Annotated in this window: 18 protein-coding genes; 17 read left to right on the top strand and 1 reads right to left on the bottom strand. The window is 53.0% G+C overall.

Annotation, left to right across the window (positions count from 1 at the left end; genetic code table 11):
* The 16 genes from BR86_RS0107740 (at position 1) to BR86_RS0107665 (ending at position 22,573) form a co-directional block, all read left to right on the top strand.
* Positions 1-4,680 carry a PolC-type DNA polymerase III gene (locus BR86_RS0107740; RefSeq protein ID WP_031472751.1) on the top strand — a complete coding sequence of 1,560 codons (4,680 nt, stop codon included), beginning with the start codon at positions 1-3 and terminating at the stop codon, positions 4,678-4,680.
* A gap of 243 nt (positions 4,681-4,923) precedes the next feature.
* Positions 4,924-6,525 carry a phospholipase D-like domain-containing protein gene (locus BR86_RS0107735; RefSeq protein ID WP_031472749.1) on the top strand — a complete coding sequence of 534 codons (1,602 nt, stop codon included), beginning with the start codon at positions 4,924-4,926 and terminating at the stop codon, positions 6,523-6,525.
* Between the two features lie 168 nt (positions 6,526-6,693).
* Positions 6,694-7,734, top strand: coding sequence for an ABC transporter substrate binding protein (locus BR86_RS0107730; protein WP_031472747.1), 1,041 nt, complete (start codon positions 6,694-6,696; stop codon positions 7,732-7,734).
* A gap of 35 nt (positions 7,735-7,769) precedes the next feature.
* On the top strand, positions 7,770-8,687 hold the full coding sequence (locus tag BR86_RS0107725) for an ABC transporter permease (protein WP_031472745.1): 918 nt from the start codon (positions 7,770-7,772) through the stop codon (positions 8,685-8,687).
* Positions 8,687-9,484: an ABC transporter ATP-binding protein gene (locus BR86_RS0107720; RefSeq protein WP_031472743.1), complete on the top strand. Its 798-nt coding sequence runs from the start codon at positions 8,687-8,689 to the stop codon at positions 9,482-9,484. Before BR86_RS0107725 ends, BR86_RS0107720 begins: the two co-directional genes overlap by 1 nt.
* A gap of 13 nt (positions 9,485-9,497) precedes the next feature.
* Complete coding sequence (locus BR86_RS0107715) at positions 9,498-11,093, top strand: C40 family peptidase (RefSeq protein ID WP_051684674.1); 1,596 nt, start codon at positions 9,498-9,500, stop codon at positions 11,091-11,093.
* Positions 11,094-11,393: 300 nt separating this feature from the next.
* Positions 11,394-13,040 (top strand): C40 family peptidase, encoded by a 1,647-nt coding sequence (locus BR86_RS0107710; protein WP_031472739.1) that lies wholly within the window; start codon positions 11,394-11,396, stop codon positions 13,038-13,040.
* A gap of 90 nt (positions 13,041-13,130) precedes the next feature.
* Positions 13,131-13,367, top strand: coding sequence for a ribonuclease H family protein (locus tag BR86_RS0107705; RefSeq protein WP_031472737.1), 237 nt, complete (start codon positions 13,131-13,133; stop codon positions 13,365-13,367).
* A complete protein-coding gene (locus BR86_RS0107700; RefSeq protein WP_031472735.1) occupies positions 13,360-14,844 on the top strand; it encodes a DUF1846 domain-containing protein in 1,485 nt (494 codons plus the stop codon). The genes BR86_RS0107705 and BR86_RS0107700 overlap by 8 nt, the downstream gene beginning before the upstream one ends.
* A 73-nt stretch (positions 14,845-14,917) precedes the next feature.
* Positions 14,918-15,991 (top strand): transglutaminase domain-containing protein, encoded by a 1,074-nt coding sequence (locus BR86_RS0107695; RefSeq protein WP_031472734.1) that lies wholly within the window; start codon positions 14,918-14,920, stop codon positions 15,989-15,991.
* A 49-nt stretch (positions 15,992-16,040) separates the two neighbouring features.
* The gene (gene mraY / locus BR86_RS0107690) at positions 16,041-17,000 is read left to right on the top strand and encodes a phospho-N-acetylmuramoyl-pentapeptide-transferase (protein ID WP_031472732.1); all 960 of its coding nucleotides are present in this window, start codon (positions 16,041-16,043) and stop codon (positions 16,998-17,000) included.
* 30 nt (positions 17,001-17,030) lie between these two features.
* Complete coding sequence (gene murD / locus BR86_RS0107685; protein WP_177215953.1) at positions 17,031-18,383, top strand: UDP-N-acetylmuramoyl-L-alanine--D-glutamate ligase; 1,353 nt, start codon at positions 17,031-17,033, stop codon at positions 18,381-18,383.
* Positions 18,384-18,419: 36 nt separating this feature from the next.
* The gene (locus BR86_RS0107680; RefSeq protein WP_031472728.1) at positions 18,420-19,622 is read left to right on the top strand and encodes an FtsW/RodA/SpoVE family cell cycle protein; all 1,203 of its coding nucleotides are present in this window, start codon (positions 18,420-18,422) and stop codon (positions 19,620-19,622) included.
* The gene (locus BR86_RS0107675; protein WP_242841587.1) at positions 19,615-20,400 is read left to right on the top strand and encodes a cell division protein FtsQ/DivIB; all 786 of its coding nucleotides are present in this window, start codon (positions 19,615-19,617) and stop codon (positions 20,398-20,400) included. Before BR86_RS0107680 ends, BR86_RS0107675 begins: the two co-directional genes overlap by 8 nt.
* 123 nt (positions 20,401-20,523) lie before the next feature.
* Positions 20,524-21,744 carry a cell division protein FtsZ gene (ftsZ, locus tag BR86_RS0107670; protein WP_031472724.1) on the top strand — a complete coding sequence of 407 codons (1,221 nt, stop codon included), beginning with the start codon at positions 20,524-20,526 and terminating at the stop codon, positions 21,742-21,744.
* 34 nt (positions 21,745-21,778) lie between these two features.
* Positions 21,779-22,573: an SseB family protein gene (locus BR86_RS0107665; RefSeq protein WP_031472722.1), complete on the top strand. Its 795-nt coding sequence runs from the start codon at positions 21,779-21,781 to the stop codon at positions 22,571-22,573.
* A gap of 249 nt (positions 22,574-22,822) precedes the next feature.
* On the opposite strand, the gene BR86_RS0107660 is transcribed toward BR86_RS0107665, so the two are convergent.
* On the bottom strand, positions 22,823-23,596 hold the full coding sequence (locus BR86_RS0107660; RefSeq protein ID WP_031472720.1) for a type III pantothenate kinase: 774 nt from the start codon (positions 23,594-23,596) through the stop codon (positions 22,823-22,825).
* 258 nt (positions 23,597-23,854) lie between these two features.
* Between BR86_RS0107660 and BR86_RS0107655 the strand changes: the two genes are divergently transcribed.
* Entirely contained in the window at positions 23,855-25,441 is a 1,587-nt protein-coding gene (locus BR86_RS0107655; protein WP_330372118.1) for a peptide chain release factor 3, read from the top strand.
* Positions 25,442-25,443 lie beyond the last annotated feature (2 nt).

Genomic DNA, 25,443 nt, shown 5'->3' with positions numbered 1-25,443 from the left:
ATGAAACCATTTCTTGACGTTTTTCCGATGCTGAAAATCAGCGATTCCCTTCGCGGTCTTCTGAAGATGGTGGAGGTGGACCGCATTTCCACAAGCAGGGATCATTCGGTCCTTCGCATTTATATTGAATCGACACGTCTGATCCGGCATCAGAATATCGTTAAGATTGAGAAGAGTATCCGCGAACAGTGTTTTCCCAACAAGGAAATTGAGATTCATATTATTGAAAAATACCGTCTCTCCGAGCAGTATACCGCGGAACACCTGATGGAGGTCTACCGGGACAGCATTCTGTACGAGCTGAAGAATTACAGCATTCTCCTCTATACCATGTTCCGGAGAGCGAATCTCACGTTCCGGGAGGGGAGGAATCTCGATCTGAATCTGGAGGACGGATCCATCGCGAGAGATAAGGTGACGGAACTGGTCCGCATTCTCGAAAAGACCTTCAACGAGCGATGCGGTGTGCCGATTGCGATTGATGTATCCTGGAGAGAACCGGAGACCCGCCAGGAGCAGGAGCGGAAGGCCTATGTCCTCCCGATTTCCGGAACGCGGTATGATGCGTCAGCGGAAAATGCTGCCGGCGCAGATTATCCGATGGCGGCGGAAGGCGCGCAGAGCGCCCTGGCAGCCGGGGCAAATGGTTCCGCATCGGCAGGCGGAGCATCCTCCGGAAAAGACGGTCTCAAAAAGATCGGTTTTGATCCTGCGGCGAAAAAGAGGGAACCGAAGGCTGCGGACAGGAAGAATGCGGAGAAGAAAAACGCAGCGGCTGCAGCGTCGTCCTCATCTTCTGTGATTACTGCTCCTGCCGGTGGCGGCGCTTCCGGAAACGGAGAAAGGAAGAGTGCGGACGGCGACCGCAGCGGATTCTCCGGTTCAAACCGCGGCCAGAAAGGAAACTGGTCCAAGGGCGGATTCCGGGGCGGAAGACGCGGATATTTCAAATCGGAGAATCCAGACGTCCTCTACGGACGGGACTTTGACGGTGAGACGGTTCCGATTCATGATCTGGAAGGCCGTGTGGGCGATATCATTCTTCACGGTCAGATTCTCGGAACCGAAAGCCGGGAGATCCGCGAGGGGACAACACTCTTTATTTTTAAGATCACGGATTTCAACGACTCGATTCAGGTCAAGATCTTCGCGCACGAGGACAGCCTGGACGATGTCAAGGCGGCAACCAAACCGGGACAGTTTGTCATCATCCGCGGAGTCGCCAATATCGATAAATTTGACGGTGAGCTGGCGATCGGCAACGTCAGCGGCATAAAAAAAGGATCGGATTTCCGGGTTCCGCGTGTGGACAACAGTCCGATCAAGCGCGTCGAACTTCATCTTCACACCAAGATGAGCGATATGGATGGCGTCAGTGATATCAAAGACATCATCAAACAGGCAAAGTCCTGGGGATGGGATGCCCTCGCGGTCACCGACCACGGCTGTGTCCAGTCGTTCCCGGATGCCAACCATTCGGTGGACCGCGGAGAGAATTTCAAGATCCTCTACGGCGTCGAAGGTTACCTGGTCAATGATATTCAGGAGCTGGTTCAAAACGGCCGCGGCCAGTCTCTTGACACGTCCTGCGTGGTCTTTGATATTGAGACCACCGGCTTTTCGCCGATCTACAACCGGATCATCGAGATCGGCGCGGTTAAGGTGGAGAACGGACGGATTACGGACCGGTTTTCGACCTTTGTCAATCCGCAGGTCCCGATCCCGTATCATATCGAGCAGCTGACCAGCATCAACGACGGCATGGTTATGGATGCGCCGCCGATCGAGGAGGTGCTCCCGAAGTTCCTTGAGTTCTGCGGTGACAGCGTGATCGTCGCCCACAACGCGTCCTTTGATACCAACTTTATCCGGACGAACTGCGAGCGGATGGGACTTCCGTACGATCCGACGATCCTCGACACCGTAACGCTCGCGAGACTTCTGCTTCCGAATCTGAACCGTTTCAAACTCGACACGGTGGCAAGAGAGCTGAAGATTTCTCTCGAGAATCATCACCGCGCCGTCGACGACGCCGGCTGTACGGCGGAGATTTTCGTGAAGTTCATCGCGATGCTGAAGGATCGCGGAGTCAGTGATCTCACGGAGCTGAACGCCCTGTCGGAAATGTCGGCGGAGATGATTCAGAAGATGCCGACCTACCACATCATTTTGCTTGCGAAAAATGATCTCGGCCGGATCAATCTCTACCGGCTGATCTCGGAATCGTATCTGACGTATTATCACCGCCAGCCGCGCATTCCGAAGAGCCTGCTTGCAAAATACCGCGAAGGCATCATCATCGGCTCCGCCTGTGAGGCGGGTGAACTTTTCCAGGCGGTGGTTCGCGGCGTTCCGGATTCGGAACTCGGAAAGATCGTCTCCTTCTACGATTATCTGGAGATCCAGCCGATCGGAAACAATGAGTTCATGCTCCGGGATGAGTCGAGTTCCTACAAGACGGTGGAGGATCTGCAGAATCTGAACCGGAAGATTGTCTCGCTGGGCGAACAGTTCAATAAACCGGTCTGCGCTACCTGCGATGTTCATTTCCTGAATCCGGAAGACGAGGTGTACCGGCGGATCATCCAGTACAGCAAGGGCTTTAAGGATGCGGACATGCAGGCGCCGCTGTATCTGCGCACGACCGAGGAAATGCTCGAAGAGTTTGAGTACCTCGGAAGTGACAAGGCGCAGGAGGTCGTGATCACGAACACCCGGAAGATTGCCGCGATGTGCGAGCGGATTGAGCCGGTGCGCCCGGATAAGCGTCCTCCGATCATCGAGGATTCGGATCAGACCCTCCGGACCATCTGCTACAATAAGGCGCACGAGTGGTATGGCGATCCGCTCCCGGAGATTGTGGTAAAGCGGCTTGAGACCGAGCTGAACTCCATCATTTCCAACGGATATGCGGTTATGTACATCATCGCGCAGAAGCTGGTGTGGAAGGCCAATGAGGACGGGTATCTTGTCGGCTCCCGTGGATCGGTCGGCTCATCCTTTGTCGCCACCATGTCCGGTATCACGGAAGTCAACCCGCTGTCGCCGCATTACCGGTGCCCGAAATGCCACTATGTGGACTTTGACTCGGAAGAGGTAAAGAAATTCGCCGGCATGGCGGGCTGCGATATGCCGGATAAGGTCTGCCCGAACTGCGGGGAGAATCTCATCAAGGACGGATATGACATCCCGTTTGAGACCTTCCTCGGATTCTCCGGAGACAAGGAGCCGGATATCGATCTGAACTTCTCCGGTGAATATCAGTCAAGGGCCCACGCCTACACGGAGGTTATCTTCGGAAAGGGACAGACCTTCCGCGCGGGCACCATCGGTACGCTGGCGGATAAGACGGCGTTCGGAATGGTCCTTCATTATTGCGAGGAGAAGGGGATTCATCACCGCCGCTGCGAGGAAGAGCGGATTGCCTCCGGCATGGTCGGTGTCCGCCGGACGACCGGACAGCACCCGGGCGGAATCATCGTTCTCCCGGTGGGAGAGCAGATCTATTCCTTCACGCCGGTACAGCATCCGGCCGAGGATATGACATCGCGCACGATCACCACACATTTCGATTATCACTCGATCGATCATAACCTGCTGAAACTCGACATTCTCGGACACGATGACCCGACAATGATCCGGTTCCTGCAGGATCTGACCGGGGAGGATCCGACGACATTTCCGCTGGATTCCCGCAAGGTCATGTCCCTGTTCCAGAACACGTCGGCTCTCGGCATCACGCCGGACGACATCGGGGGAACGCAGCTCGGCTGTCTGGGACTTCCGGAGTTCGGTACGGACTTTGCGATGCAGATGCTGATTGATACGAAACCGCAGTATTTTTCCGATCTTGTCCGGATCGCCGGCCTTGCGCACGGAACGGATGTATGGCTCGGCAATGCGGAGACGCTGATCAAGCAGGGCACCTGTACCATCGGTACCGCCATCTGCTGCCGAGACGATATCATGGTCTATCTGATGCAGCAGGGCGTCGAGCCGGCCCACGCCTTCAAGATTATGGAAAATGTCCGCAAAGGAAAAGTGGCGGCCGGAAAAGTCAAGGAATGGCAGGGATGGGTCGATGAGATGAAGGAACACGGCGTTCCGGACTGGTACATCTGGTCCTGTAAGAAGATCAAGTACATGTTCCCGAAAGCCCATGCGGCGGCATACGTAATGATGGCCTGGCGCATCGCATACTGTAAAGTCTACTATCCGCTGGCGTTCTATGCGGCATGGTTCTCGATCCGCGCGCAGGCATTTTCCTATGAGCTGATGTGCATGGGACCGGACAAACTGAAATACCATCTCGATGATTACCGGAAGAGAGCGGACTCTCTCTCCAACAAGGAGGAAGGCGAGCTCCACGACATGCGTCTTGTGGAGGAAATGTACGCGCGCGGCTATGAATTTATGCCCATCGACATCTACCGGGCGGATTCCAGGCATTTCCAGATCATCGACGGAAAGCTGATGCCGTCCCTCGGAAGCATTGAAGGTCTCGGAGAAAAAGCGGCCGACGCCATCATGTTTGCGGCGGAAGAGGGACCGTTCCTCTCGAAAGAGGATTTTATCCGAAGGACCAAGGTTTCGAAGACGGTTGCCGATAAGATGCAGAATCTCGGGCTTCTCGAGGGACTGCCGGAGAGCAATCAGCTGTCGCTCTTCGATATGCTGTGAGGATGTCGGCCCCGAAGGGTCATTTCAGTCGATCCCCTCAGGACTGAGGGGATGGGGGAGCCGAAGTCCGCTTGCGGACTTTGTTTCGTAAAATATAGCAGAAAAATTGTCAAAACAGAGGAGTTTTCGGAAAACCGAAACTCCTCTGTTGTTTTGTGTATACGTTGTGTTAAAATAAATGTGGTTACAAAGACAAATTTCCTTTCGGGAAGTCAGGCAATCAGGCAAGGAAGGCGTATCGTTATGCGGAGAGCAAAAAAACTCCTGAGAATTATCTTCGGACGAACCACGTTTGTGGTAACGTCCTTATTTCTGCAGGCTGCATTGCTTGGAATCATCCTGATGAGTCTGACTCAGTATTCCGCATATCTGTATGGCCTTTCTTTTTTTGTGGGAGCCGTTACGCTGATCCGCATTCTCGCCAAAGAGGGCAGTATGAGTATGAAGACCGCCTGGGTTGTGCCGATTCTGCTTCTTCCCATCTTCGGAACGCTTCTCTATCTGTTCTTTAAACTGCAGCCGGGGACGCATAAAGTCAACCGTCGGATTCAGGAACTTACGAGAAAAACGGACGGTTTTCTCCGGCAGGAGCGGGACGTGCTGTATGCCTACGGCCGCTCCGAGGGAACCGGCGGAAACATCGCCGTCTATATGAACCGGTACGGCCGTTTTCCGATCTATGACGGGACGGAAGTGACGTATTATCCCCTCGGCGACGACTTCTTCCCGGCGCTGCTGTCCGAACTGGAGCGCGCTGAAAAATTCATTTTCATGGAATATTTCATTGTGGATCAGGGCGAAATGCTGGATTCCGTGCTGAAGATTCTTCGCCGGAAGGCAAAATCGGGCGTGGAAGTGCGATTCATGTATGACGGCATGAACTGGCTCACCCATCTGCCGTATCATTTTCCCAAAATGATGCGCAGCGAGGGCATCCGGTGCAAGATGTTTGCACCGATCCGTCCGGTTCTGTCGAGTATGCAGAATAACCGCGATCACCGGAAAATCTGCGTCATCGACGGGGAGACGGCATTTACCGGTGGCGTCAATCTGGCGGATGAATACATCAACCGGAAGATCCGGTTCGGACACTGGAAGGACAGTGCCGTCCGCGTGAAAGGCAAGGCGGCCCAGAGTTTTACCATGATGTTTCTGCAGATGTGGAATATTACGGAGAGCGAGGAAGACGATTACCGGCGGTTTATCCGGACGGAACCTGTCCGCATCGGGGATGACCGCGGCGAGGAGTCCCTGTCAGAAGGAAAACGTCCTGTCACACCGGATGATCCGGATTTCCCCGGTTTTGTCATGCCCTATGCGGACAGCCCTCTGGACAATGTGCAGGTCGGCGAACAGGTCTATCTGGACATCATCAACGGGGCAAAAAACTATGTTCACATCATGACACCATATCTGATCCTTGACGATCCGGTTCTGGTCGCGCTCAAGTATGCGGCGCGCAGGGGTGTCAATACCGTGATCATGATGCCGCACATCCCCGACAAGATTTATGCCTATCTTCTCGCGAGAAGCTTTTACCGGGAGCTGATCTCGGCCGGCGTCCGGATCTACGAATATGAACCGGGATTTATTCATTCGAAGACATTTGTAGCGGACGATGAGAAAGCGGTGGTCGGAACCATCAATCTGGATTTCCGGAGTCTGTATCTTCATTTCGAAGATGCGGTCTATCTCAGCCGGTGCCCTGCGGTGCGGGATGTCGAGAGGGATTTCTCCGAGACTCTGAAGAAATGCATTCCGATCACGCTGGAAGACTGTGAAAATTTCCCGCTCTGGAAGCGGATTGCCGGAAGTGCGCTGCGCCTGTTTGCCCCGCTGATGTAAAGGCGGCTTCGGATACTTTTTGTGAATTTACAGAATGGATTCATGAAACACTTTAATGATTTAAAGACGCTGTGCTTAAAAGTGTTGACACACTAAAGAAATAGTAGTAGTATCCATGTATCAGAAAAAGTCATATCTGGTATGCAGAGAAAAAGGGAGGCACAAATGATGAAGAGATTTAAGACAGCAGCGGCACTGATGGCAGCAGGTGCGATGGTACTCTCCATGGCGGCCTGCGGTTCTTTTTCCAAACCGGCCGAGACAGCACAGACGACGGCAGCAGCGGCTTCTTCTGCAGCAGAAACCGCCAAGGCAGCGGAAACCGGGGCAAAGAAAGAGGACGGCGCAAAGTATAAGATCGGCGTACTCCAGCTCGTTCAGCACCCGGCTCTGGATAAGGCGAACGAGGGATTTGTGAAAGCACTGGATGATGCAGGGCTTTCTTATGAGATTGATCAGCAGAATGCTTCCGGCGATCAGTCTGCATGTCAGACGATTGCATCCGGGCTGGTTGCAAATCAGAATGATCTGATTCTCGCAATTGCGACGCCGGCGGCGCAGGCTGTGGCCGGTCAGACTTCCGATATTCCGATTCTTGTGACGGCCGTAACCGATCCGAAAGATGCCGGACTTGTGGAAGACAACCAGAAGCCGGGAAACAATGTATCCGGAACTTCCGATCTGACACCGGTAAAGGAACAGATTGAGCTTCTCAAGAGAATTCTTCCGGATGCGAAGACCGTCGGTGTCATGTACTCCAGCGCGGAATCCAATTCCGTGCTTCAGGCGGCGCTTGCCAAAGAGGCCTGTGAGGCAAACGGATTCAATTATCTGGATGTGACCGTATCAAACTCCAACGAGATCTCCGATGTTGTAAATTCTCTGGTCGGAAAAGTGGATGCCATCTATTGCCCGACCGACAACATGATCGCGGCAGGTATGGCGACGGTCAGCATGGTTGCCAATGAGAACAAGATTCCGGTGATCTGCGGAGAAGAGGGCATGGTGGATGCCGGCGGTCTTGCGACATACGGAATTGATTACTATCAGCTCGGCTACATGACCGGCAAGCAGGCGGTCGAGATCCTCAAAGACGGAAAGAACATTTCCGAGATGCCGATCGGATATCTGGATCAGGAGAAATGTGCACTGAAGGTCAATGCGGAGACGGCGAAGACTCTCGGCATTGATCCGGCAGCAATCAAATAATCAGACGATATCGGGTAAATGAAACAGAGGTAAGCATGGACGGACTTTTGGTATCGCTTCAGGGCGCGGCCGCGCAGGGCGTGCTTTGGGGAGTAATGGTGATCGGAGTGTATATCACATTCCGGCTGATGAACATTGCGGATATGACCTGTGACGGCAGTTTCGCTCTCGGCGGATGCATCTGTGCGGTTCTGGTGGTGTCAATGGGGATCGATCCTGCGCTCGCGATTGTGCTGGCAACGCTTGCCGGCGTGGTTGCCGGGGCGGTGACCGGTATTCTGCATACGATGTTTGAGATTCCGGCGATTCTTGCCGGAATCCTCACACAGATCTCCCTGTGGTCGATCAATCTCCGGATCATGGGCGGTAAATCCAATATTCCGCTCCTGAAGACGCCGACCGTCATCAGTTCCCTGGCGGATTCTTCGGGCATGACGCAGTCGGCGGCATCGCTGATTGTCGGTTTTGTCGTGGTGGCGGCAGTGATTGCGGTTACGTACTGGTTTTTCGGTACCGAACTCGGAAGCGCGCTGCGCGCAACGGGAAACAATGAGGCGATGATCCGTGCGCAGGGCGTGGACACACGCTTTACCAAGCTGGTTGCGCTGATGGTTTCCAACGGATTGGTCGCCCTGTCGGGAGCGCTGGTCTGCCAGAGTCAGAAGTATGCCGATATTGGAAGCGGAACCGGTGCAATTGTCATTGGCCTTGCGGCGATCGTGATCGGAGAAGTGCTGATGGGCCGCCTCATCCCGTTCTATTGGAAACTCATTGCGACGGTTGTGGGATCTGTGGTATATTTTATGATACGAGCAATCGTTCTTCGCCTCGGATTAAATGCAAATGACATGAAGCTGCTGAGCGCCGTCATCGTTGCGCTGGCACTCAGCATTCCGGTTGCCATGGCAAAGTACCGGATCCGTCACAGTTATCGCGAGGGAGGTGAAGAATAGTGCTGGTACTGGAAAATGTTCGAAAGACGTTCAATAAAGGAACCGTAAACGAGAAGAAAGCACTGAACGGCATCAATCTTCACCTGAATCCGGGTGATTTTGTGACTGTGATCGGCGGAAACGGAGCCGGCAAATCGACCATGCTGAACATGATCGCCGGCGTCTATCCGATCGATTCGGGACGGATCATCATTGACGGGGACAATGTCTCCCGTGAGAAAGAGCATCGCAGAGCACGCTATATCGGACGTGTGTTTCAGGATCCGATGAAGGGAACCTGTGCGAATATGGAGATCGAGGAAAACCTCGCTCTGGCTCTGCGGAGAGGGAAGAGCCGCGGACTCGGATGGGGCATCCGCAAGAGAGAGAAAGATTTCTACCGCGATCAGCTTGCACAGCTGGATCTCGGACTTCAGACAAGAATGACCAGCAAAGTCGGGCTTCTGTCCGGAGGCCAGAGACAGGCGCTGACGCTTCTGATGGCAACGCTGCAGAAACCGAAACTCCTGCTTCTGGATGAGCACACGGCGGCCCTGGATCCGAAAACGGCAAAGAAAGTTCTCGATCTGACGCAGAAGATTGTGGCAGAGCAGCAGCTCACCACCCTGATGGTCACGCACAACATGCGTGACGCAATCAACATCGGCAACCGCCTGATCATGATGCATGACGGACGGATCATCTATGATGTGGCCGGTGAAGAGAAAAAGCATCTCACGGTGGAAGACCTTCTGAAGAAGTTTGAGACAGTAAGCGGAGAAGAGTTTGCAAACGACCGCATGATGCTCACAGACTAATGAGGTTTGCCTGATGCAGGACAAGAAAAGAGACAAAAAAACAAATACGATCCTTTCCGGAGATCTCCTCTCCGGGAAGGGATTTTTCAGCGGGGCCGGCGGAAGGAAGCCATCCCGTGGAATACGCATCCTGAATGCGTCTCTCACGGTGGTGATTCTGATTCTGCTCATGGTCCTGCTTTCCTTTGCCCTTCGAAGCTGCGGGAAAGCCGGCGGCGGAGAGAAGAATTCCGGAAACACATCGGCTGCTGCGGAAACCGGTACTTCGGCATCGGCCGTGCAGTCCGATGAGGCGGCAAAGCAGGCGGTGGTGGATTCGTACACGAATCTCGGATATACCAATGTGGAAGGGTATCTGAACGTCCGGAAAGAGCCTTCCACTTCGGCTGAGATCATCGGAAAGCTTCAGGGCGGCGCCGTATGTGAGATTACCGGCAATCCGACGGAGGGCTGGTATCAGATCTCTTCCGGCGGAATCGAAGGTTTTGTCACCTCGGAATTTATTCTGACCGGGAATGAGGCCAAACGGGAAGCGCTTGCCAATGTGAGCGAGAGAGCGGTCATCACCGCGGACTCCGTCAACATCCGAAAAGAACCGAACACCGAGTCGGAGGTTGTCGCACAGGCACTTCGCAATGAGCGGTATGAGGTCAGGGGAGAGACGCAGGACGGGTGGATCCCGGTGGCTGCCGGATTCATTTCGGCCGATTACGCCGAGCGGAAGCTGGCTCTCAATGAGGCGCGAAAACTGGATCTGAAATCCATGGTGCTGAATTTTTATACCAATCCCGGCGTGTCCAAGGTAGATAATTATCTGAACATCCGTGAATCGGCGAATCCGGACGGAAAGATCATCGGAAAGATGACCAGCAAGTGCGGAGCGGAGATTCTCGGGGAGGAAGGCGACTGGTACCGGATCCAGTCCGGACCGGTGACCGGTTATGTCAGGAAAGACTACATTGCCACCGGCGATGAGGCGAAACAGCTTGCCATGGATAATGCAAAGCTGATGGCGATCATCTCCGATGACGTGGTCAATGCGCGGACAGAGCCCAACACCGACGCCACCATCTGGACACAGCTGACGAACTCTGAGCGCTACGATGTTCTGAAGCAGGAAGACGGCTGGGTTGCAATTGAGATCGGTGACGATGAGACCGCCTATGTCAAGAATGACTATGTGGATGTCCGGTACGCGATCCCGGAGGCAATCGAGTTCTCACCGGTTTCCGTGGAGGATGAACTCCGCGCCAAACTGGTCAATTATGCCCTGCAGTTTGTCGGCAACAAGTATGTCTGGGGCGGAAATGATCCGCACATCGGCGCAGACTGCTCCGGCTTTGTCAAATACGTCTACCAGCATGTCGCCGGAATCACGCTCGAGAGAACGTCCCGCGTTCAGGCGACACAGGGAAAGAAGATTTCGGAATCCCAGCTCAAACCGGGTGATCTGATCTTCTACAAGCACCGGAACGGCGTGGTCGGACATGTATCCATGTACATCGGAAACGGTCAGATCGTTCACGCGGCAAACCGGCGCAGAGGCATTATCATTTCCAGTTATCCTTATATGACACCATCCAGTTTTTCCAATATGTTGGGTGACTGATCCGAACAGACACAGTATACAGAACGAATCGGGTAGGAAGCGGACGTGCTTCCTACTCGATTTTTTATGAGACTTGTGCTATAGTAAGGTTTGAATTTTATATTGGAGGGGTCAGTCTGCGCTTTTTCGGGAAGATTTTGGCGCAGAGAAAAGGCCTCTTTGCCCGGGCCGGTATCCTTGGAGGCTGAGGGAAACACCCCGCGGGGATGCACACGGATGGGGAAGCGTGACCGGTCAGGCACGAATCCGGCGCATCGGATTTTGCGGGCAAGTTTTGGAAACAGAGGAGTCACACAACATATGGATGAGAATAATTATGTGGAACGCCTGAAAAAGGCGAAGAGGAAGCGTGAAGGCCGAGATCCGATGCATCGCTTCATGAATCTTGCCACGGGAGTGATTGTTGTACTGGCCGTTGTTCTGGTCACAAGAATTGCTCAGGGAGGAAAACTGTCGATCGGTTTTCCGGCGAAGGAAGCAGAGACGGCTGCAGAGACCGCGGCGGAGAGCGCCGCACAGGAAACCGCAGCGGACGCGCTTCTCGCAGAGGAGCAGACGGTTGCGGAGACGCTTTCTCCGGAACAGCTGAAAAGGGCAGTGGTGGATTCTTATCAGAATCTCGGCATTGCTAATGTGGAAGGTTTTGTCAACATCCGTGAGTCGGCTGCGGCAAACGCGAAGATTCTCGGAAAGTTAAACGGCGGGGCAGCCTGCGAGATCGAAGATACCTCCACGGAGGGATGGTATCGCATTAAATCCGGCGGAATCGATGGATATGTCGCTTCCCAGTTTATTCTGACCGGCGATGAGGCAAAGCAGAAGGCGGAAACTCTCGTCAAAGAGAGAGCGGTCGTTGCGACGGACAAGCTCAACATCCGTGAAGCGGCGGATGGGACCAGTCAGATTATGGGAAGCGCACTGAGAAATGAGCGATATGACATTCTCAGCAACGAGAACGGCTGGATCGGCATCGAGAACGGCTACATTTCGGCCGATTATGTCAAGGTAGAATATGCCCTGAATGAGGCCAGACAGCTGGATCTGCACACGGCGGTGCTGAATATGTATGACAATATGGGTATCTCCAATGTCGACACATATCTGAACATCCGCGACAAGGCTGGCGAGGACGGCAATATCATCGGAAAGATGCCGGGAAAAGCTGCCGGCAACATTCTGGAGACCAGTGAGGACGGACAATGGTACCGGATTCAGTCCGGACCGGTGACCGGTTATGTCAAGGCGGAGTTTATCATGACCGGAGATGCCGCAAAGGCTTCCGCTCTGGATAATGCAAAACTTATGGCTGTCGTCAACACAGACGTGGCCAACGCGAGAACGGAGCCGAATACGAATTCCAAGATCTGGACTCAGATTGCCAATTCGGAAAAATACGATGTTGTGGATCAGGATACCGACGGCTGGATTCATATTCAGCTGGATGACGATACCGCTTATGTGGCCAACGACTACGTGGATGTAATCTACGGCCTTAACGAGGCGGTTGCCTACACGCCGCCGGCACCGGAACCGCCGAAGGAGGAGAAAAAGAAGGATTCGTCCAAGAAGAGTTCTTCTTCTTCCAAGAGCAGCACCGGAAGTTCCATCGCATCCTATGCGACCCAGTTCCTGGGCAATCCGTATGTATGGGGCGGATCCAGCCTGACACACGGAACCGACTGCTCCGGTTTCACCATGTCGGTTATGGCACATTACGGCGTCAGCCTGCCTCATCATGCGGCTTCGCAGGCGCAGATGGGAACCAAAGTTTCCAGCGGCGATCTTCGCGCCGGAGATCTGGTATTCTACTCCAACGGAGGCGGCATCAATCACGTGGCTCTCTACATCGGAAACGGTAAGGTTGTTCACGCATCCAACAAGAAGAGCGGAATCAAGATTTCTACCTGGAATTACAGAACGCCGACGACCATTCGCCGGTATCTGTAAGATGTGATTTCTCTGCCGGGAAATCCCGGCGGGGACCGGGCGCTCCCTGTGCGGAGCGCTCCGCCGCGCTGCGGCAGGAAAGGTGTATATATGGAACAGATTATCGCAATTGTGATCGGTTCGCTGTTCATCGCGGGACTTGCGGCCTCTCTGGCGTTCCTGTACAAGGATAAGCCGATGCAGACCAGCCCGTGCCGGACATGTACGGCCGACTGTCCTTCCAAAAAACTTTCTCCGGAAGAGCAGAAAGAGTACTACAGGAAGGAACTGGAAAAGTTAAAAGCCTCCAAATGCGAGGAAACACGAAAGGAAAATGAAGATGTTTAAGATTGGTTTTGACAACGAACAATATCTGAAAATGCAGTCGGAGCACATTCGCGAGCGAATCTCCAAATTCGGCGGCAAGCTCTATCTGGAATTCGGCGGCAAGCTTTTCGACGATTACCATGCGTCCCGCGTTCTTCCGGGATTTAAGCCGGACAGCAAGATCAAAATGCTGGCGGAACTCCGGGATGATGTGGAAGTCGTTCTCGTCATCAATGCCAATGACATCGAAAAGAATAAAGTGCGCGGCGATCTGGGAATCACCTATGATATGGATGTTCTCCGACTGATCGACGCATTCCGCGGCTACGGTCTCTATGTCGGCAGTGTGGTTATGACCCGCTACGAGGGACAGGAGAGTGCCATTGCCTACGAGAAGAAGCTGAAATCTCTCGGCGTCAAGGTTTACCGCCATTACACGATCGCCGGTTATCCGGGCAACATCCCGCTGATCATCAGCGAGGAAGGCTTCGGAAAGAACGATTATATCGAGACCAAGCATCCGCTTGTCGTTGTCACCGCTCCGGGACCGGGAAGCGGCAAGATGGCGGTGGCGCTTTCTCAGCTCTACCATGAGAATAAGCGCGGAGTGAAGGCCGGCTACGCCAAGTTCGAGACTTTCCCGATCTGGAACCTTCCGCTTTCTCATCCGGTCAACCTTGCGTATGAGGCGGCAACGGCAGATCTGAACGATGTGAACATGATTGATCCGTATCACCTCGAGGCCTACGGCGTATCCACGGTCAACTATAACCGTGACGTGGAAGTGTTCCCGGTTCTGAACGCGATTTTTAAGAAAATTTACGGCGAGTCCCCATATAAGTCTCCGACGGATATGGGTGTCAACATGGCCGGAAAATGCATCATCGACGATGAGGCATGCCGCGAGGCATCCCGTCAGGAGATTGTCCGCCGCTATTACAAGGAAATGTGTGAGCAGAGAAAGGGCGGCGGTTCCACGTCCGCGTCCGCAAAGCTCGAACTGCTGATGGACAAGGCGGAGACCGGAATCGGAGACCGCCGGGTTGTTGCTGCGGCGAATCTCAAGGCGGAAGTGACCGGTGAACCGGCAGCGGCCATCGAGCTCCCGGACGGTCAGGTGATCACCGGAAAGACAACGACACTTCTGGGCGCGTCCAGTGCGATGCTCTTAAATGCGCTGAAGGTTCTGGCAGGAATCGACGATTCCGTGAAAGTCATCGCTCCGGAAGTCATCGAGCCGATTCAGCATCTGAAGGTATCCCATCTCGGAAATCACAATCCGAGACTGCATATCAATGAGATTCTCATCGCGCTGACCATCTGTGCATCGACGAATCCGGCAGCGGAGAAGTGCATGGAGCAGCTCGGAAATCTCAAGAACTGTGAGGCTCACTCTTCCGTCATGCTTGCGGCGGTGGATGAGCATACCTTCCAGAAGCTCGGCGTCAATCTGACCTGCGAGCCGAAGTACCAGACCAAGAAGCTGTTCCACGGCTGATGAAAGAATGTGAGAAAGATTGACCATACGTTTTAAGAATTGTTCCCGGAGAAAATGGGGACGTGTTTTTCTGATGTCGCTGTTTGCCGCACTTTGGATTGCGATGCCGGTGTATGCCGATCCGGATGATACGGTGCAGGCTCCGCCGGCGGAGGAGATCGTCCGGGAGAATATCGCGGAAGACCGGAATTCATATGAAGAGCGCAATGATGGCACCATTACCGTAAACGGTGAGACGTTTCAGATCATCAACGATCCCGTGCACGGCAACGAAGGCTGCATGCGGATGACAAAGAGCGCGGGACCGGATTCGGAGGAGACCGACTGGGATGTACTTCAGAAGGCCATCGCCGAGTTTGTCGAGAAATACGATGTGAACCGGAAATCCACGGATTTTGAAAAAGAAATCGCCATCATCCGGGGACTGGTAAAGGAGTGCACGTATGAGGTAAAGCGGGGAAGTCTTGAAAACTATACCGCATACAGCTGCCTCGTCGGACACCGCGCGCAGTGCGCCGGATACTCGGACGCATTTCTGCAGATTGTGCGTGCGGTGATGCCGGATACCGAAGTCCGCTACATTCACAGTGATCTGCACGCCTGGAATCTGATTCGCATAGGGCGCCACTGGTATCATGTCGATGCTACGTGGGAGGATGACGACCGAACCGGTGATCTCGTCAACCGTTATATCAATCTGAGCGACGATGAGATCGAGTCCACCGGTTACCATCACTGGGACCGGGAAGACACCGGAATGCCCGCGGTTTCGTCTGCGGACGGAACGGCCTACGGACCGATGACCGTGCAGTATTATCTGCTGAGCGGGAAGACGGAGATGACACCGGATCCTCTTGTTATTGAGCTCGCACCGGATGGTACCACAAAGATGACGGAGGTCCGCGACCGGATCGTTCACGCCGTAAAAAGAAGCAGAGGTGCGGGAAGACATATTACGCGCATCTATATCGACGGTCTCGGATACGGGATTCACCGGGAACAGATCACCACAATCATGCTCGGCGTCCGCGATCGGCTGCGTCAGTCTCTCCAATATCTTCCGCAGTCCTGGTTCGTTTACCGGGACGATGAAGCGTCCTATACGGTAACAGAGACCGGAACGATGATCAGCATTCTGACGCCGTGAGCTGCGGCATTTGCCGCTGAATAAAAAACAATAAAGAGGTAAGCCTGTTATGGCAGTAAGAGATACAATCATTGCACTGTTGGCTGCGTTCGCGGTTACTGCGGCGCTGTGTCCGTATATTATTCCGATTCTTCACCGGTTCAAATTCGGACAGGAGGTACGCGATGACGGACCGCAGTCTCATCTGAAAAAGCAGGGAACGCCGACCATGGGCGGCGTGATGATTCTGGCCGGCTTTCTTGTGCCGGTTCTCATCTTTTCTCCGTCGTATCCGGAAATGATCCCGGTGGCATTTCTCACCATCGGATTCGGTCTGATCGGATTTGCGGATGATTTCCTGAAAATCCACAAACACCAGTCAGAGGGACTGAATCCGAAACAGAAACTTGCCATGCAGATTGCGGTTACCGCCGCATTTGCATGGTATATCGCGGCTAAATCCGAGGCGGGCTGCGCGATGCGGATCCCGTTCTGGAAGGAAGAGCTGGTTCTGCCGACGGTAATCTTTGTTCCGGCTCTCTTTTTTATCGTCCTCGGAACCGATAACGGGACCAACTTTACCGACGGTCTGGACGGTCTCCTCTCGTCGGTGACATTGCCGATCGCCGGTTTACTGGCGGTGATCTCCATCGCTGGAGGATGGGGGATCAGCCCTGCGGCAGGTGCGATGATCGGTGCACTGATGGGATTTCTTCTCTTTAATGCCCATCCGGCAAAGGTTTTTATGGGGGACACCGGTTCTCTTGCAATTGGCGGGTTTGTGGCCGGCAGCGCATTCATGATGAGAATTCCGATTTTTATTGCGATTTTCGGATTCATTTACATGATCGAAGTGATTTCGGTTATCATTCAGGTCGGATATTTCAAAAAAACACACGGAAAGCGGTTCTTCCGCATGGCGCCGATCCATCATCACTTTGAACTCGGCGGCGCATCCGAGACGCAGATTGTCAACGCTTTTTCGATCGTGACATTTCTGCTTTGCCTTGCGGCCTATCTCGGTATGTAATATGGTATTGATATAAACATTTAGGAGGATATAACAATGGGTCAGAAAGTAATTGTCTGCGGAACCGGAAAGAGCGGAATCGCAGCAGCACGTCTTCTTCTTGCGAAGGGCGGAGAGGTTGTTCTCTATGACGGCAACACAAAGCTGGATGCGGAGGCGCTTCGGAAACAGTTTTCCGAGGACGATAAGGTTACGGTTGTTCTCGGGGAACTGACCAGAACCGATCTTCTCGGCGTAGAGCTTGCGGTGATCAGCCCGGGCATCTCCCTCGAGGTTCCGTTTGTTCAGCTGATCGATGAGGTCGGCATTCCGATCTGGGGAGAACTGCAGCTGGCTTATCACTGCGGTGCGGGCAGAGTTGCGGCCATCACCGGCACCAACGGCAAGACGACGACCACGTCGCTGGTCGGTGAGATCCTGAAGACGAATTTTGACAGTGTCTATGTGGTCGGCAACATTGGCGAACCGTATGCGGATCACGCGCTCGAGATGACGTCGGAGACGGTGACGGCATGTGAAGTATCTTCCTTTATGCTGGAGACAACAACCGATTTCCATCCGGTTGTCAGCGCGATCCTGAACATTACACCGGATCATCTGGACCGTCATCACACCATGGAGCGTTATGCAGAGGTGAAAGAGTCCATCACTGCCAATCAGACGGAGGAGGATACCTGTGTTCTGAACTATGATGATGAGGTTCTGCGTGCTTTCGGTCAGAATATCAAGCCGCAGGTAGTATGGTTCTCCAGCCGTCATACCCTTGAAAAGGGCTATTACCTCGACGGTGAGAATATCGTATATAACGATGGCGAGAAGGTCGAGACTCTGATGAATGTGCATGAGATGACGCTTCTGGGCCGCCACAACCACGAGAATGTGATGGCTGCCATTGCCATCACCCGCGCGCTGGGCGTTCCGATGGAGAAGATTCTTGGTGCAGTCAAGGTATTCAAGGCTGTGGAACACCGCATCGAGTTTGTCACCGAGCGGTTTGGCGTGAAGTACTACAATGATTCCAAGGGCACCAATCCGGATGCGGCGATTCAGGCCATCAAGGCGATGCCGGGACCGACACTTCTGATCGGCGGCGGTTACGACAAACACAGCGAGTTTGACGAGTGGATTGAGAGTTTTGACGGAAAGGTCCGTTATCTTGTTCTGATCGGACAGACCCGTGACAAAATTGCGGAATGCGCGAAGGCACACGGCTTCAATGACATCATGTATGCCGAGGACCTTCAGGAAGCGGTTCAGGTCTGCGCAAGCTATGCGAACCCGGGCGATTATGTCCTCCTTTCTCCGGCATGTGCAAGCTGGGGCCAGTTCAAGAGTTTCGAAGAGCGCGGAGAGAAATTTAAAGAGTACGTTCGCAATCTTTGACCGGACATGAAATTGTAATACAGGGGAGAGTGAAAAATGGCCGCTGCGGGAAAGCCGGGTAAACGACGGGTAAAACGGTTTTACGACTATGAATTACTGATCTCCATCATCTTTCTGTGTGTGTTCGGGCTTGTGATGATCTTCAGCGCAAGCTCGTACAAGGCACAGCTGGAGTCGGGAAAATCCTACAGTTATGTATGGAAACAGGCCATGTTCGAGGCCGTCGGATTTGTAATCATGATCGCCATCTCGAAGATGGACTATCATAAGCTGATGTTCTTTGCCTGGCCGTCTTATTTCGCATCTTACGGGATGCTTTTTCTGACCATGTTTACACCTCTTGGCGTAGCCTCGCACGGAAAGAAGCGGTGGCTGAAGCTGGGACCGATTCAGTTTCAGCCGACGGAGTTTGTCAAGATTGCACTGATTATGCTGCTGGCCTCGCTGATCACATATTACGGCCTGAGAATCAATGAAGAATTCCGCATACGAAACAAATGGAAATTCTGGACGTGGGAGAGCAAATGGTGGAAGCTGGTGCTGCTGAGCGCTCCGCTGACACTTCTGGTCACAAAAAACAATCTGAGTTCCGGAATCATCATTGCCGGAATCGTATATGTGATGCTCTTTGTAGCGATGAAAAAAAAGTGGGGATTTTACGTTCTTCTGGGCAGCCTTGTGCTGATCCTTTTCGTTTCGCCATACATCGGGGATTTTCTCGAATCGATTCATGTTCTGCAGGATTATCAGCTCTCGCGAATCCATGTATGGAAGAATCCGGTCAAATATTCCCAGTCGGGCGGATATCAGGTTCTTCAGGGACTTTATGCGATCGGTTCCGGCGGAATACTCGGAAAGGGTCTCGGACAGAGTCTTCAGAAACTCGGCTTTGTGCCGGAGGCGCAGAATGATATGATCTTTTCCATCATCTGCGAGGAACTTGGACTTTTCGGCGCGATCTGTCTGATCGCCATGTTTATGTTCATGATCTACCGCTTCGTTGTGATCGCCGAGAATGCGCCGGATCTTCTCGGGTCCATGCTGGTTGTGGGAATTATGGCACATATCGCGATTCAGGTCATACTGAATATCGCGGTTGTGACGAATGTCATACCGAATACCGGTGTTACGCTGCCGTTCATCAGCTACGGAGGAACTTCTGTCATGCTTTTGATGGTCGAGATGGGACTGGCACTCAGTGTGTCCAACCGGATCAGACAGGATGAGAACAATGGATGAGAAGAAACGCAATCAGGCTTTCCGGACGGAAGAACCGAAGATCATCAGATTTCAGCAGGCGCTGAAACGGAAAAAGAAATACACGGTTCCGATTGCGATTGCAGCCGGAGTGATGGTCTGTGTTGTTCTTCTGTTCTGTGTCCGGATCCGCGATGTTAAGGTGAGCGGCAACCGGCACTACTCACAGGAGGAGATTGAAGAAAAGGTTTTGAGGGAGCCTTTTGCGAGGAGCAGTCTTCTGACGTTTCTGCGCAACCGGTTCTGCGCGCACGAGAAGATCCCGTTCATCGAGGATTACCGGGTGGCGTTCCGGTCACCGGTTTCCTGTGAGATTATCGTCTATGAAAAAAGTATCGTCGGCTATGTATCCTATATGTCGAGCAATCTTTATTTCGACAAAGACGGCGTAGTCGTTGAGAGCACATCGGATGAGTATGAGGGGGCACCGCAGGTGACCGGACTGCATTTCGGACACATCGTTCTCGGGCAGGCGCTTCCGGTGGACAATCCCGGCATTTTCCGTCAGATCCTGAATCTGACACAGGAGCTTTCGACCAGCAACATTGTGCCCGATAAGATCAGTTACGACGACAAGATGAATGCGACCCTCTATATCCGTAATCTGATCGTGAAGCTTGGGGGAAATGATTCGATGGACGGAAAGCTGACGGAGCTTGCGGATATTGTTTCGGACTATCCGGATCTGTCCGGAACGCTGTATCTTGACAGCTTTGACAATTCGAATTCCAATCCGATGTACCGGTTTGAGAAGAATTGAAAATTCTGTTGATTTTTGACCTGAAATAAAATATATTAGTTAATGTCTATGCACTTGAACGAAACTGGGAGAAATTTCAGTTAATCATGGATAAAAACGGAAAAGCGAAGAGGAGGAAGCATCTTGTTAGAGGTTAAGATGAGTGAGTCAGAGAACTCTGCCAGAATTATTGTAGTGGGTGTCGGCGGAGCCGGCAACAATGCGGTCAATCGAATGATCGATGAGAACACGGCAGGAGTGGAGTTTATCGGGGTAAACACGGATAAACAGGCACTTCAGGGCTGCAAGGCTTCCACACCGATGCAGATCGGTGAAAAACTGACAAAAGGTCTCGGAGCAGGCGCAAAGCCGGAGATCGGCGAGAAGGCTGCAGAAGAGAGCCAGGACGAGATCCAGTCCAGCCTGAAGGGCGCGGACATGGTTTTTGTTACCTGCGGTATGGGAGGCGGTACCGGTACCGGTGCGGCTCCGGTTATCGCGAAGATTGCGAAAGATATGGGAATCCTCACGGTCGGCGTTGTGACAAAGCCGTTCCGCTTTGAGGGTAAGAAGAGAATGAACAATGCGCTCGGCGGTATCGAGAAGCTCAAGAGCAACGTGGATACTCTGATTGTCATCCCGAATGATAAGCTTTTGGAGATCGTGGATCGTCACACATCCATCCCGGAGGCACTGAAGAAGGCGGATGCTGTCCTTCAGCAGGCCGTTCAGGGAATTACCGATCTGATCAGCAGTGCAGGTCTGATCAACCTCGACTTTGCGGATGTTCAGACCGTTATGAAGGATAAGGGCGTCGCACACATCGGTATCGGTCATGCCAAGGGCGATGACAAGGCAACCGAGGCAGTGAAGCAGGCAGTATCCAGCCCGCTGCTGGAGACTTCCATCGACGGCGCAACCGATGTCATCATCAACATTACCGGTGATATTTCCCTCATTGAGGCCAATGAGGCGGCAACCTATGTTCAGGAGCTTGCCGGCGAGGATGCGAACATCATCTTCGGTGCAATGTATGATGAGAATGCGCAGGATGACTGCACGATCACCGTTATCGCAACCGGTCTGGACGAACAGCCGTCTGCAGGCGCTGTAAAGCACATGGAGGATGTTGCTTCCTTCCGTCCGAAGGAGACTGTTCTGCGTGAGGAGGCTGCTCCGGCTCCGCAGCCGGTACGTGTTGCTCCGTCCAATCCGAACTATGACAGCACACCGGTTTATACCGCACCGTCTGCTCCGGTTCAGCCGATGGCGCCGATGCAGAGTGATCTGAACGCGCCGGTTCGCCCGCAGCGCAGAGAGCAGACTCTGAATATCCCGGATTTCCTGAACAGAAAGAAGAATTAATGGGATAAAAATCCTGAAAGGAATCGATTGAAACATGAAAGAACTTCAGAATATCATCACCGAAGTGGTTAACTCCAACGGCAGAAAGAGACCGGATATGGATCACATCATCGAACTTCTCAAGACAGAAGAGGGGATGTTTTCCTTCCTGATCAGCGAGACGAGAAACTATTATCTCGGCGCTGAGGCCGGTCATCCGAGCGCCTACATTTTTACCGACCGTGACTGGGCGGTGGAGATGGCGAAGGAGGTGGCCGCGATTGCACCGGGAAGAAGTTTCCGTATCCGTGAGATCACACCTGCGGAGAGACTCGGATTCTTCGGCGATCTGGCGCGCTCCGGATTTACGGCCGTGACCATCAACAGCGGCCACGAGGCGCTGACCATTCCGCTGTTTGCGGTAGTGCGCAAGCCGGAAGAGGTGGAAGGCGTCATCATGAATCCGCATCTGGTGAGAAGCCTGAATCAGTTTGAACAGGCCATTTCCGAACATACTGCAAGCGAGGATATGCAGAATATCGCGGTGGATCTTCTCTCCACTGCCAAGCTGATTCTTCCGTGCGCAGAGGACGATGAGAAGAACCACCCGCTGATCTCCAATGATAAGGGCGAGAAATATCTCGTTGTTTTTACTGATCCGATGGAACTGATCCGCTTTGACAACAAGCACAAGTTCCAGATGAAGCCGGCAACCATGCGTGAACTTCGCGATCTCGCAAAGGCATATGACGGTATCGTGATCAATCCGGTTGGCGTGGAGATGATCTGCGACAACGAGAAGATCAGCAGAATCGTGAATTTCGGTTCCGGTCTGAAAGTGATCAAGTAATCCGATTATCAAGATCATATTCGGGCATAGCGAATAAAAGCCCGAGAGATAAAAAAGCTGTGAATCCTTTTTTGGGGTTCACAGCTTTTTTATTCACACGGCCAACTTGCCGTTTGCGAGGTAACAGTTACTGTAAAGCCGGTTTACAGCTTTTCATGTATGCGGCCAACTTGCCAAAGCCCAGGCTCCGGTGAGCCCCTGGCGATCGCCGCCAAACGCTCGAAACTCGCGAAGCTTGCATTGACTCGATTACTGCGCGTTTTTTTCGTAGAGCGCAAGAAGACCTTTCAGCATCAGCGTCGGATCATAGATGACGCGGTGCTTCATGTGAGGCAGAAGGAGTTTTACAAGTCCTCCGGTTGCGACGATGCTGGCTTCGTCGGACGAATCCAGCTCCTCCATGACGCGGCTCAGCATTCCGTCGATCATGGAAGCGTGACCGTAAATGATGCCGCTCTGCATACTCTCGACGGTGTTGCGGCCGATCGCGCGGCGCGGCGTATCGAGACTGATTTTCGGGAGCTGTGCCGTTCCGTTGGTCAGGGCGTCGAGAGAGAGACGAAGGCCCGGCAGAATGCAACCGCCGATAAAATTGCTGTTTTTATCCACCACGGAGATGGTGGTGGCAGTTCCCATATCGACGATGACGATCGGCGGCTTATGTTCTTCAAGCGAGCCGACCGTATTCACGATCATATCGCTTCCGACAGCTCTCGGATTGTCCATCCGGATATTGAGCCCGGTCTTGATACCGGCTCCGACAAAATGGGAGCGGACTCCGGTGATTTTCCGGATTGCCTCCGCGATGGTGCGGTTGAGCGGCGGTACAACGGAACAGATCATGGCTCCCCGGATGTCCGACGGATTAATGTGATAGATTTCCAGGATGGACTTCAGCGCGATGGCATATTCCAGATTCGGTTTGCCGATGACGGTTGTGAGACGTTCCCAAAAATAGGTTTTCTTGTGGTCAATACATCCGATGGAGATCGTTGTGTTCGCAATGTCGACAGCGAGGATCAAATGAAATCCCTCCTTAATATTTTGATTTGCGCGGCGAACCTGCCAAAGCCCACGCCACGGTGATGATTCGGCGGCTGCCGCGAAACGTGCGAAACTCGCGAAGCGTATTTCGTCCCGTTTTCTGGTTAACAGTATAATCTGATTTACGCCGGAAGACAAGCAAAGCAGTTGACTTGCGGGTATACACAAGATACAATATAGAAGTTTATGAGAAGATAATAGAAATACCATATATCGGAGGTTTATCCCGTGGCAAATATGAACGATGAAATCAAGAAAAGACGCACGTTTGCGATCATCTCGCATCCGGATGCCGGTAAGACGACTCTGACCGAGAAGTTTCTTCTGTACGGAGGCGCGATCAACCTTGCCGGAACCGTCAAGGGAAGAAAAGCGACCAAGCATGCGGTATCTGACTGGATGGAGATCGAGAAGAAGAGAGGTATCTCGGTAACCAGTTCCGTTCTCCAGTTTAATTATGACGGATTCTGCATTAACATCCTCGACACGCCGGGACATCAGGATTTCTCGGAGGACACATACCGTACGCTGATGGCAGCCGACTCCGCGGTCATGGTCATCGACGGATCAAAGGGTGTCGAGGCGCAGACAATCAAGCTTTTTAAAGTCTGCGTCATGAGACATATTCCGATCTTTACCTTTATCAACAAGTTTGACCGCGAGGCGAGAGATCCGTTTGAGCTGATGGATGAGATCGAGGATATCCTCGGTATTTCCACCTGCCCGGTCAACTGGCCGATCGGAAGCGGAAAGAACTTCAAGGGTGTGTATAACCGTCAGACCCGGAAGATCGAGACCTTTAAGGCCAATATGGCAGGACAGAAGGCCGTTGAGGAGAGGGATTATGCTCTGGATGATCCGGAACTCGAGGAAACTATCGGAATCACGAACTTCAGTCACCTTCACGACGATCTGGAGCTTCTCGACGGAGCGGGTGCCGAGTTCGATCAGGCAAAAGTCAGCGCAGGTGAGCTGACACCGGTATTTTTCGGGTCCGCACTGACCAACTTCGGTGTTCAGACATTCCTTGAACATTTCCTCCAGATGACCACCTCACCGCTGCCGAGAAAAGCGGGAGAGAAGATGGTGGATCCGTTCGAGGACAACTTCTCTGCGTTTGTATTCAAGATTCAGGCAAACATGAATCCGGCACACCGTGACCGTGTCGCATTTATGCGCATTGTCTCCGGAAAGTTCACCGCCGGAATGGAAGTCAGTCATGTGCAGGGCGGTCGTAAAATGCGCCTGACCCAGCCGCAGCAGATGATGGCGGATGAGAGAAAAAATGTCGAGGAGGCATACGCCGGTGATATCATCGGTATCTTTGACCCGGGTGTATTTTCTATCGGAGACACGCTCAGCGAAAAGGATGCGTCGTTACAGTTTGAAGGCATTCCGACCTTCGCACCGGAGCATTTTGCGAGAGTGCGTCAGATCGATACCATGAAGCGGAAACAGTTTGTCAAGGGCATCACCCAGATCGCGCAGGAAGGTGCGATTCAGATCTTCCGAGAGGTAAATGCCGGAATGGAGGAGATTATCGTCGGTGCGGTCGGTACTCTTCAGTTCGACGTTCTGATCTTCCGTCTGAAGAGCGAATACAATGTTGAAGTCGGCCTGGACCAGCTTCCGTACGAATATATCCGCTGGATCGAAAATCCGGAGGAGATCGATGTGGAAAATATCGAAGGAACCTCGGATATGAAGACCATCCACGATATGAAAGACCGCCCGCTTCTGCTGTTTGCGCATGAGTGGAGTGTCGGCATGGTTCTTGACCGCAACAAGGGCCTGAAACTGTCCGAATTCGGACGCAATACCTGATC

It is taken from the genome of [Clostridium] aminophilum DSM 10710, assembly GCF_000711825.1.
Classification (GTDB): domain Bacteria; phylum Bacillota; class Clostridia; order Lachnospirales; family Lachnospiraceae; genus Clostridium_R; species Clostridium_R aminophilum.
Note: the sequence above shows the minus strand (reverse complement) of the source record. Positions and strands in the feature narration are given on the sequence as shown.

What these genes read in the sequence shown, in the direction of transcription:
- BR86_RS0107740 (WP_031472751.1), top strand. Translation starts at nt 1, where the DNA reads ATGAAACCATTTCTTGACGTTTTTCCGATGCTGAAAATCAGCGATTCC.
- BR86_RS0107735 (WP_031472749.1), top strand. Translation starts at nt 4,924, where the DNA reads ATGCGGAGAGCAAAAAAACTCCTGAGAATTATCTTCGGACGAACCACG.
- BR86_RS0107730 (WP_031472747.1), top strand. Translation starts at nt 6,694, where the DNA reads ATGAAGAGATTTAAGACAGCAGCGGCACTGATGGCAGCAGGTGCGATG.
- BR86_RS0107725 (WP_031472745.1), top strand. Translation starts at nt 7,770, where the DNA reads ATGGACGGACTTTTGGTATCGCTTCAGGGCGCGGCCGCGCAGGGCGTG.
- BR86_RS0107715 (WP_051684674.1), top strand. Translation starts at nt 9,498, where the DNA reads ATGCAGGACAAGAAAAGAGACAAAAAAACAAATACGATCCTTTCCGGA.
- BR86_RS0107710 (WP_031472739.1), top strand. Translation starts at nt 11,394, where the DNA reads ATGGATGAGAATAATTATGTGGAACGCCTGAAAAAGGCGAAGAGGAAG.
- BR86_RS0107705 (WP_031472737.1), top strand. Translation starts at nt 13,131, where the DNA reads ATGGAACAGATTATCGCAATTGTGATCGGTTCGCTGTTCATCGCGGGA.
- BR86_RS0107700 (WP_031472735.1), top strand. Translation starts at nt 13,360, where the DNA reads ATGTTTAAGATTGGTTTTGACAACGAACAATATCTGAAAATGCAGTCG.
- BR86_RS0107695 (WP_031472734.1), top strand. Translation starts at nt 14,918, where the DNA reads ATGTCGCTGTTTGCCGCACTTTGGATTGCGATGCCGGTGTATGCCGAT.
- mraY (WP_031472732.1), top strand. Translation starts at nt 16,041, where the DNA reads ATGGCAGTAAGAGATACAATCATTGCACTGTTGGCTGCGTTCGCGGTT.
- BR86_RS0107680 (WP_031472728.1), top strand. Translation starts at nt 18,420, where the DNA reads ATGGCCGCTGCGGGAAAGCCGGGTAAACGACGGGTAAAACGGTTTTAC.
- BR86_RS0107675 (WP_242841587.1), top strand. Translation starts at nt 19,615, where the DNA reads ATGGATGAGAAGAAACGCAATCAGGCTTTCCGGACGGAAGAACCGAAG.
- BR86_RS0107665 (WP_031472722.1), top strand. Translation starts at nt 21,779, where the DNA reads ATGAAAGAACTTCAGAATATCATCACCGAAGTGGTTAACTCCAACGGC.
- BR86_RS0107655 (WP_330372118.1), top strand. Translation starts at nt 23,855, where the DNA reads ATGAACGATGAAATCAAGAAAAGACGCACGTTTGCGATCATCTCGCAT.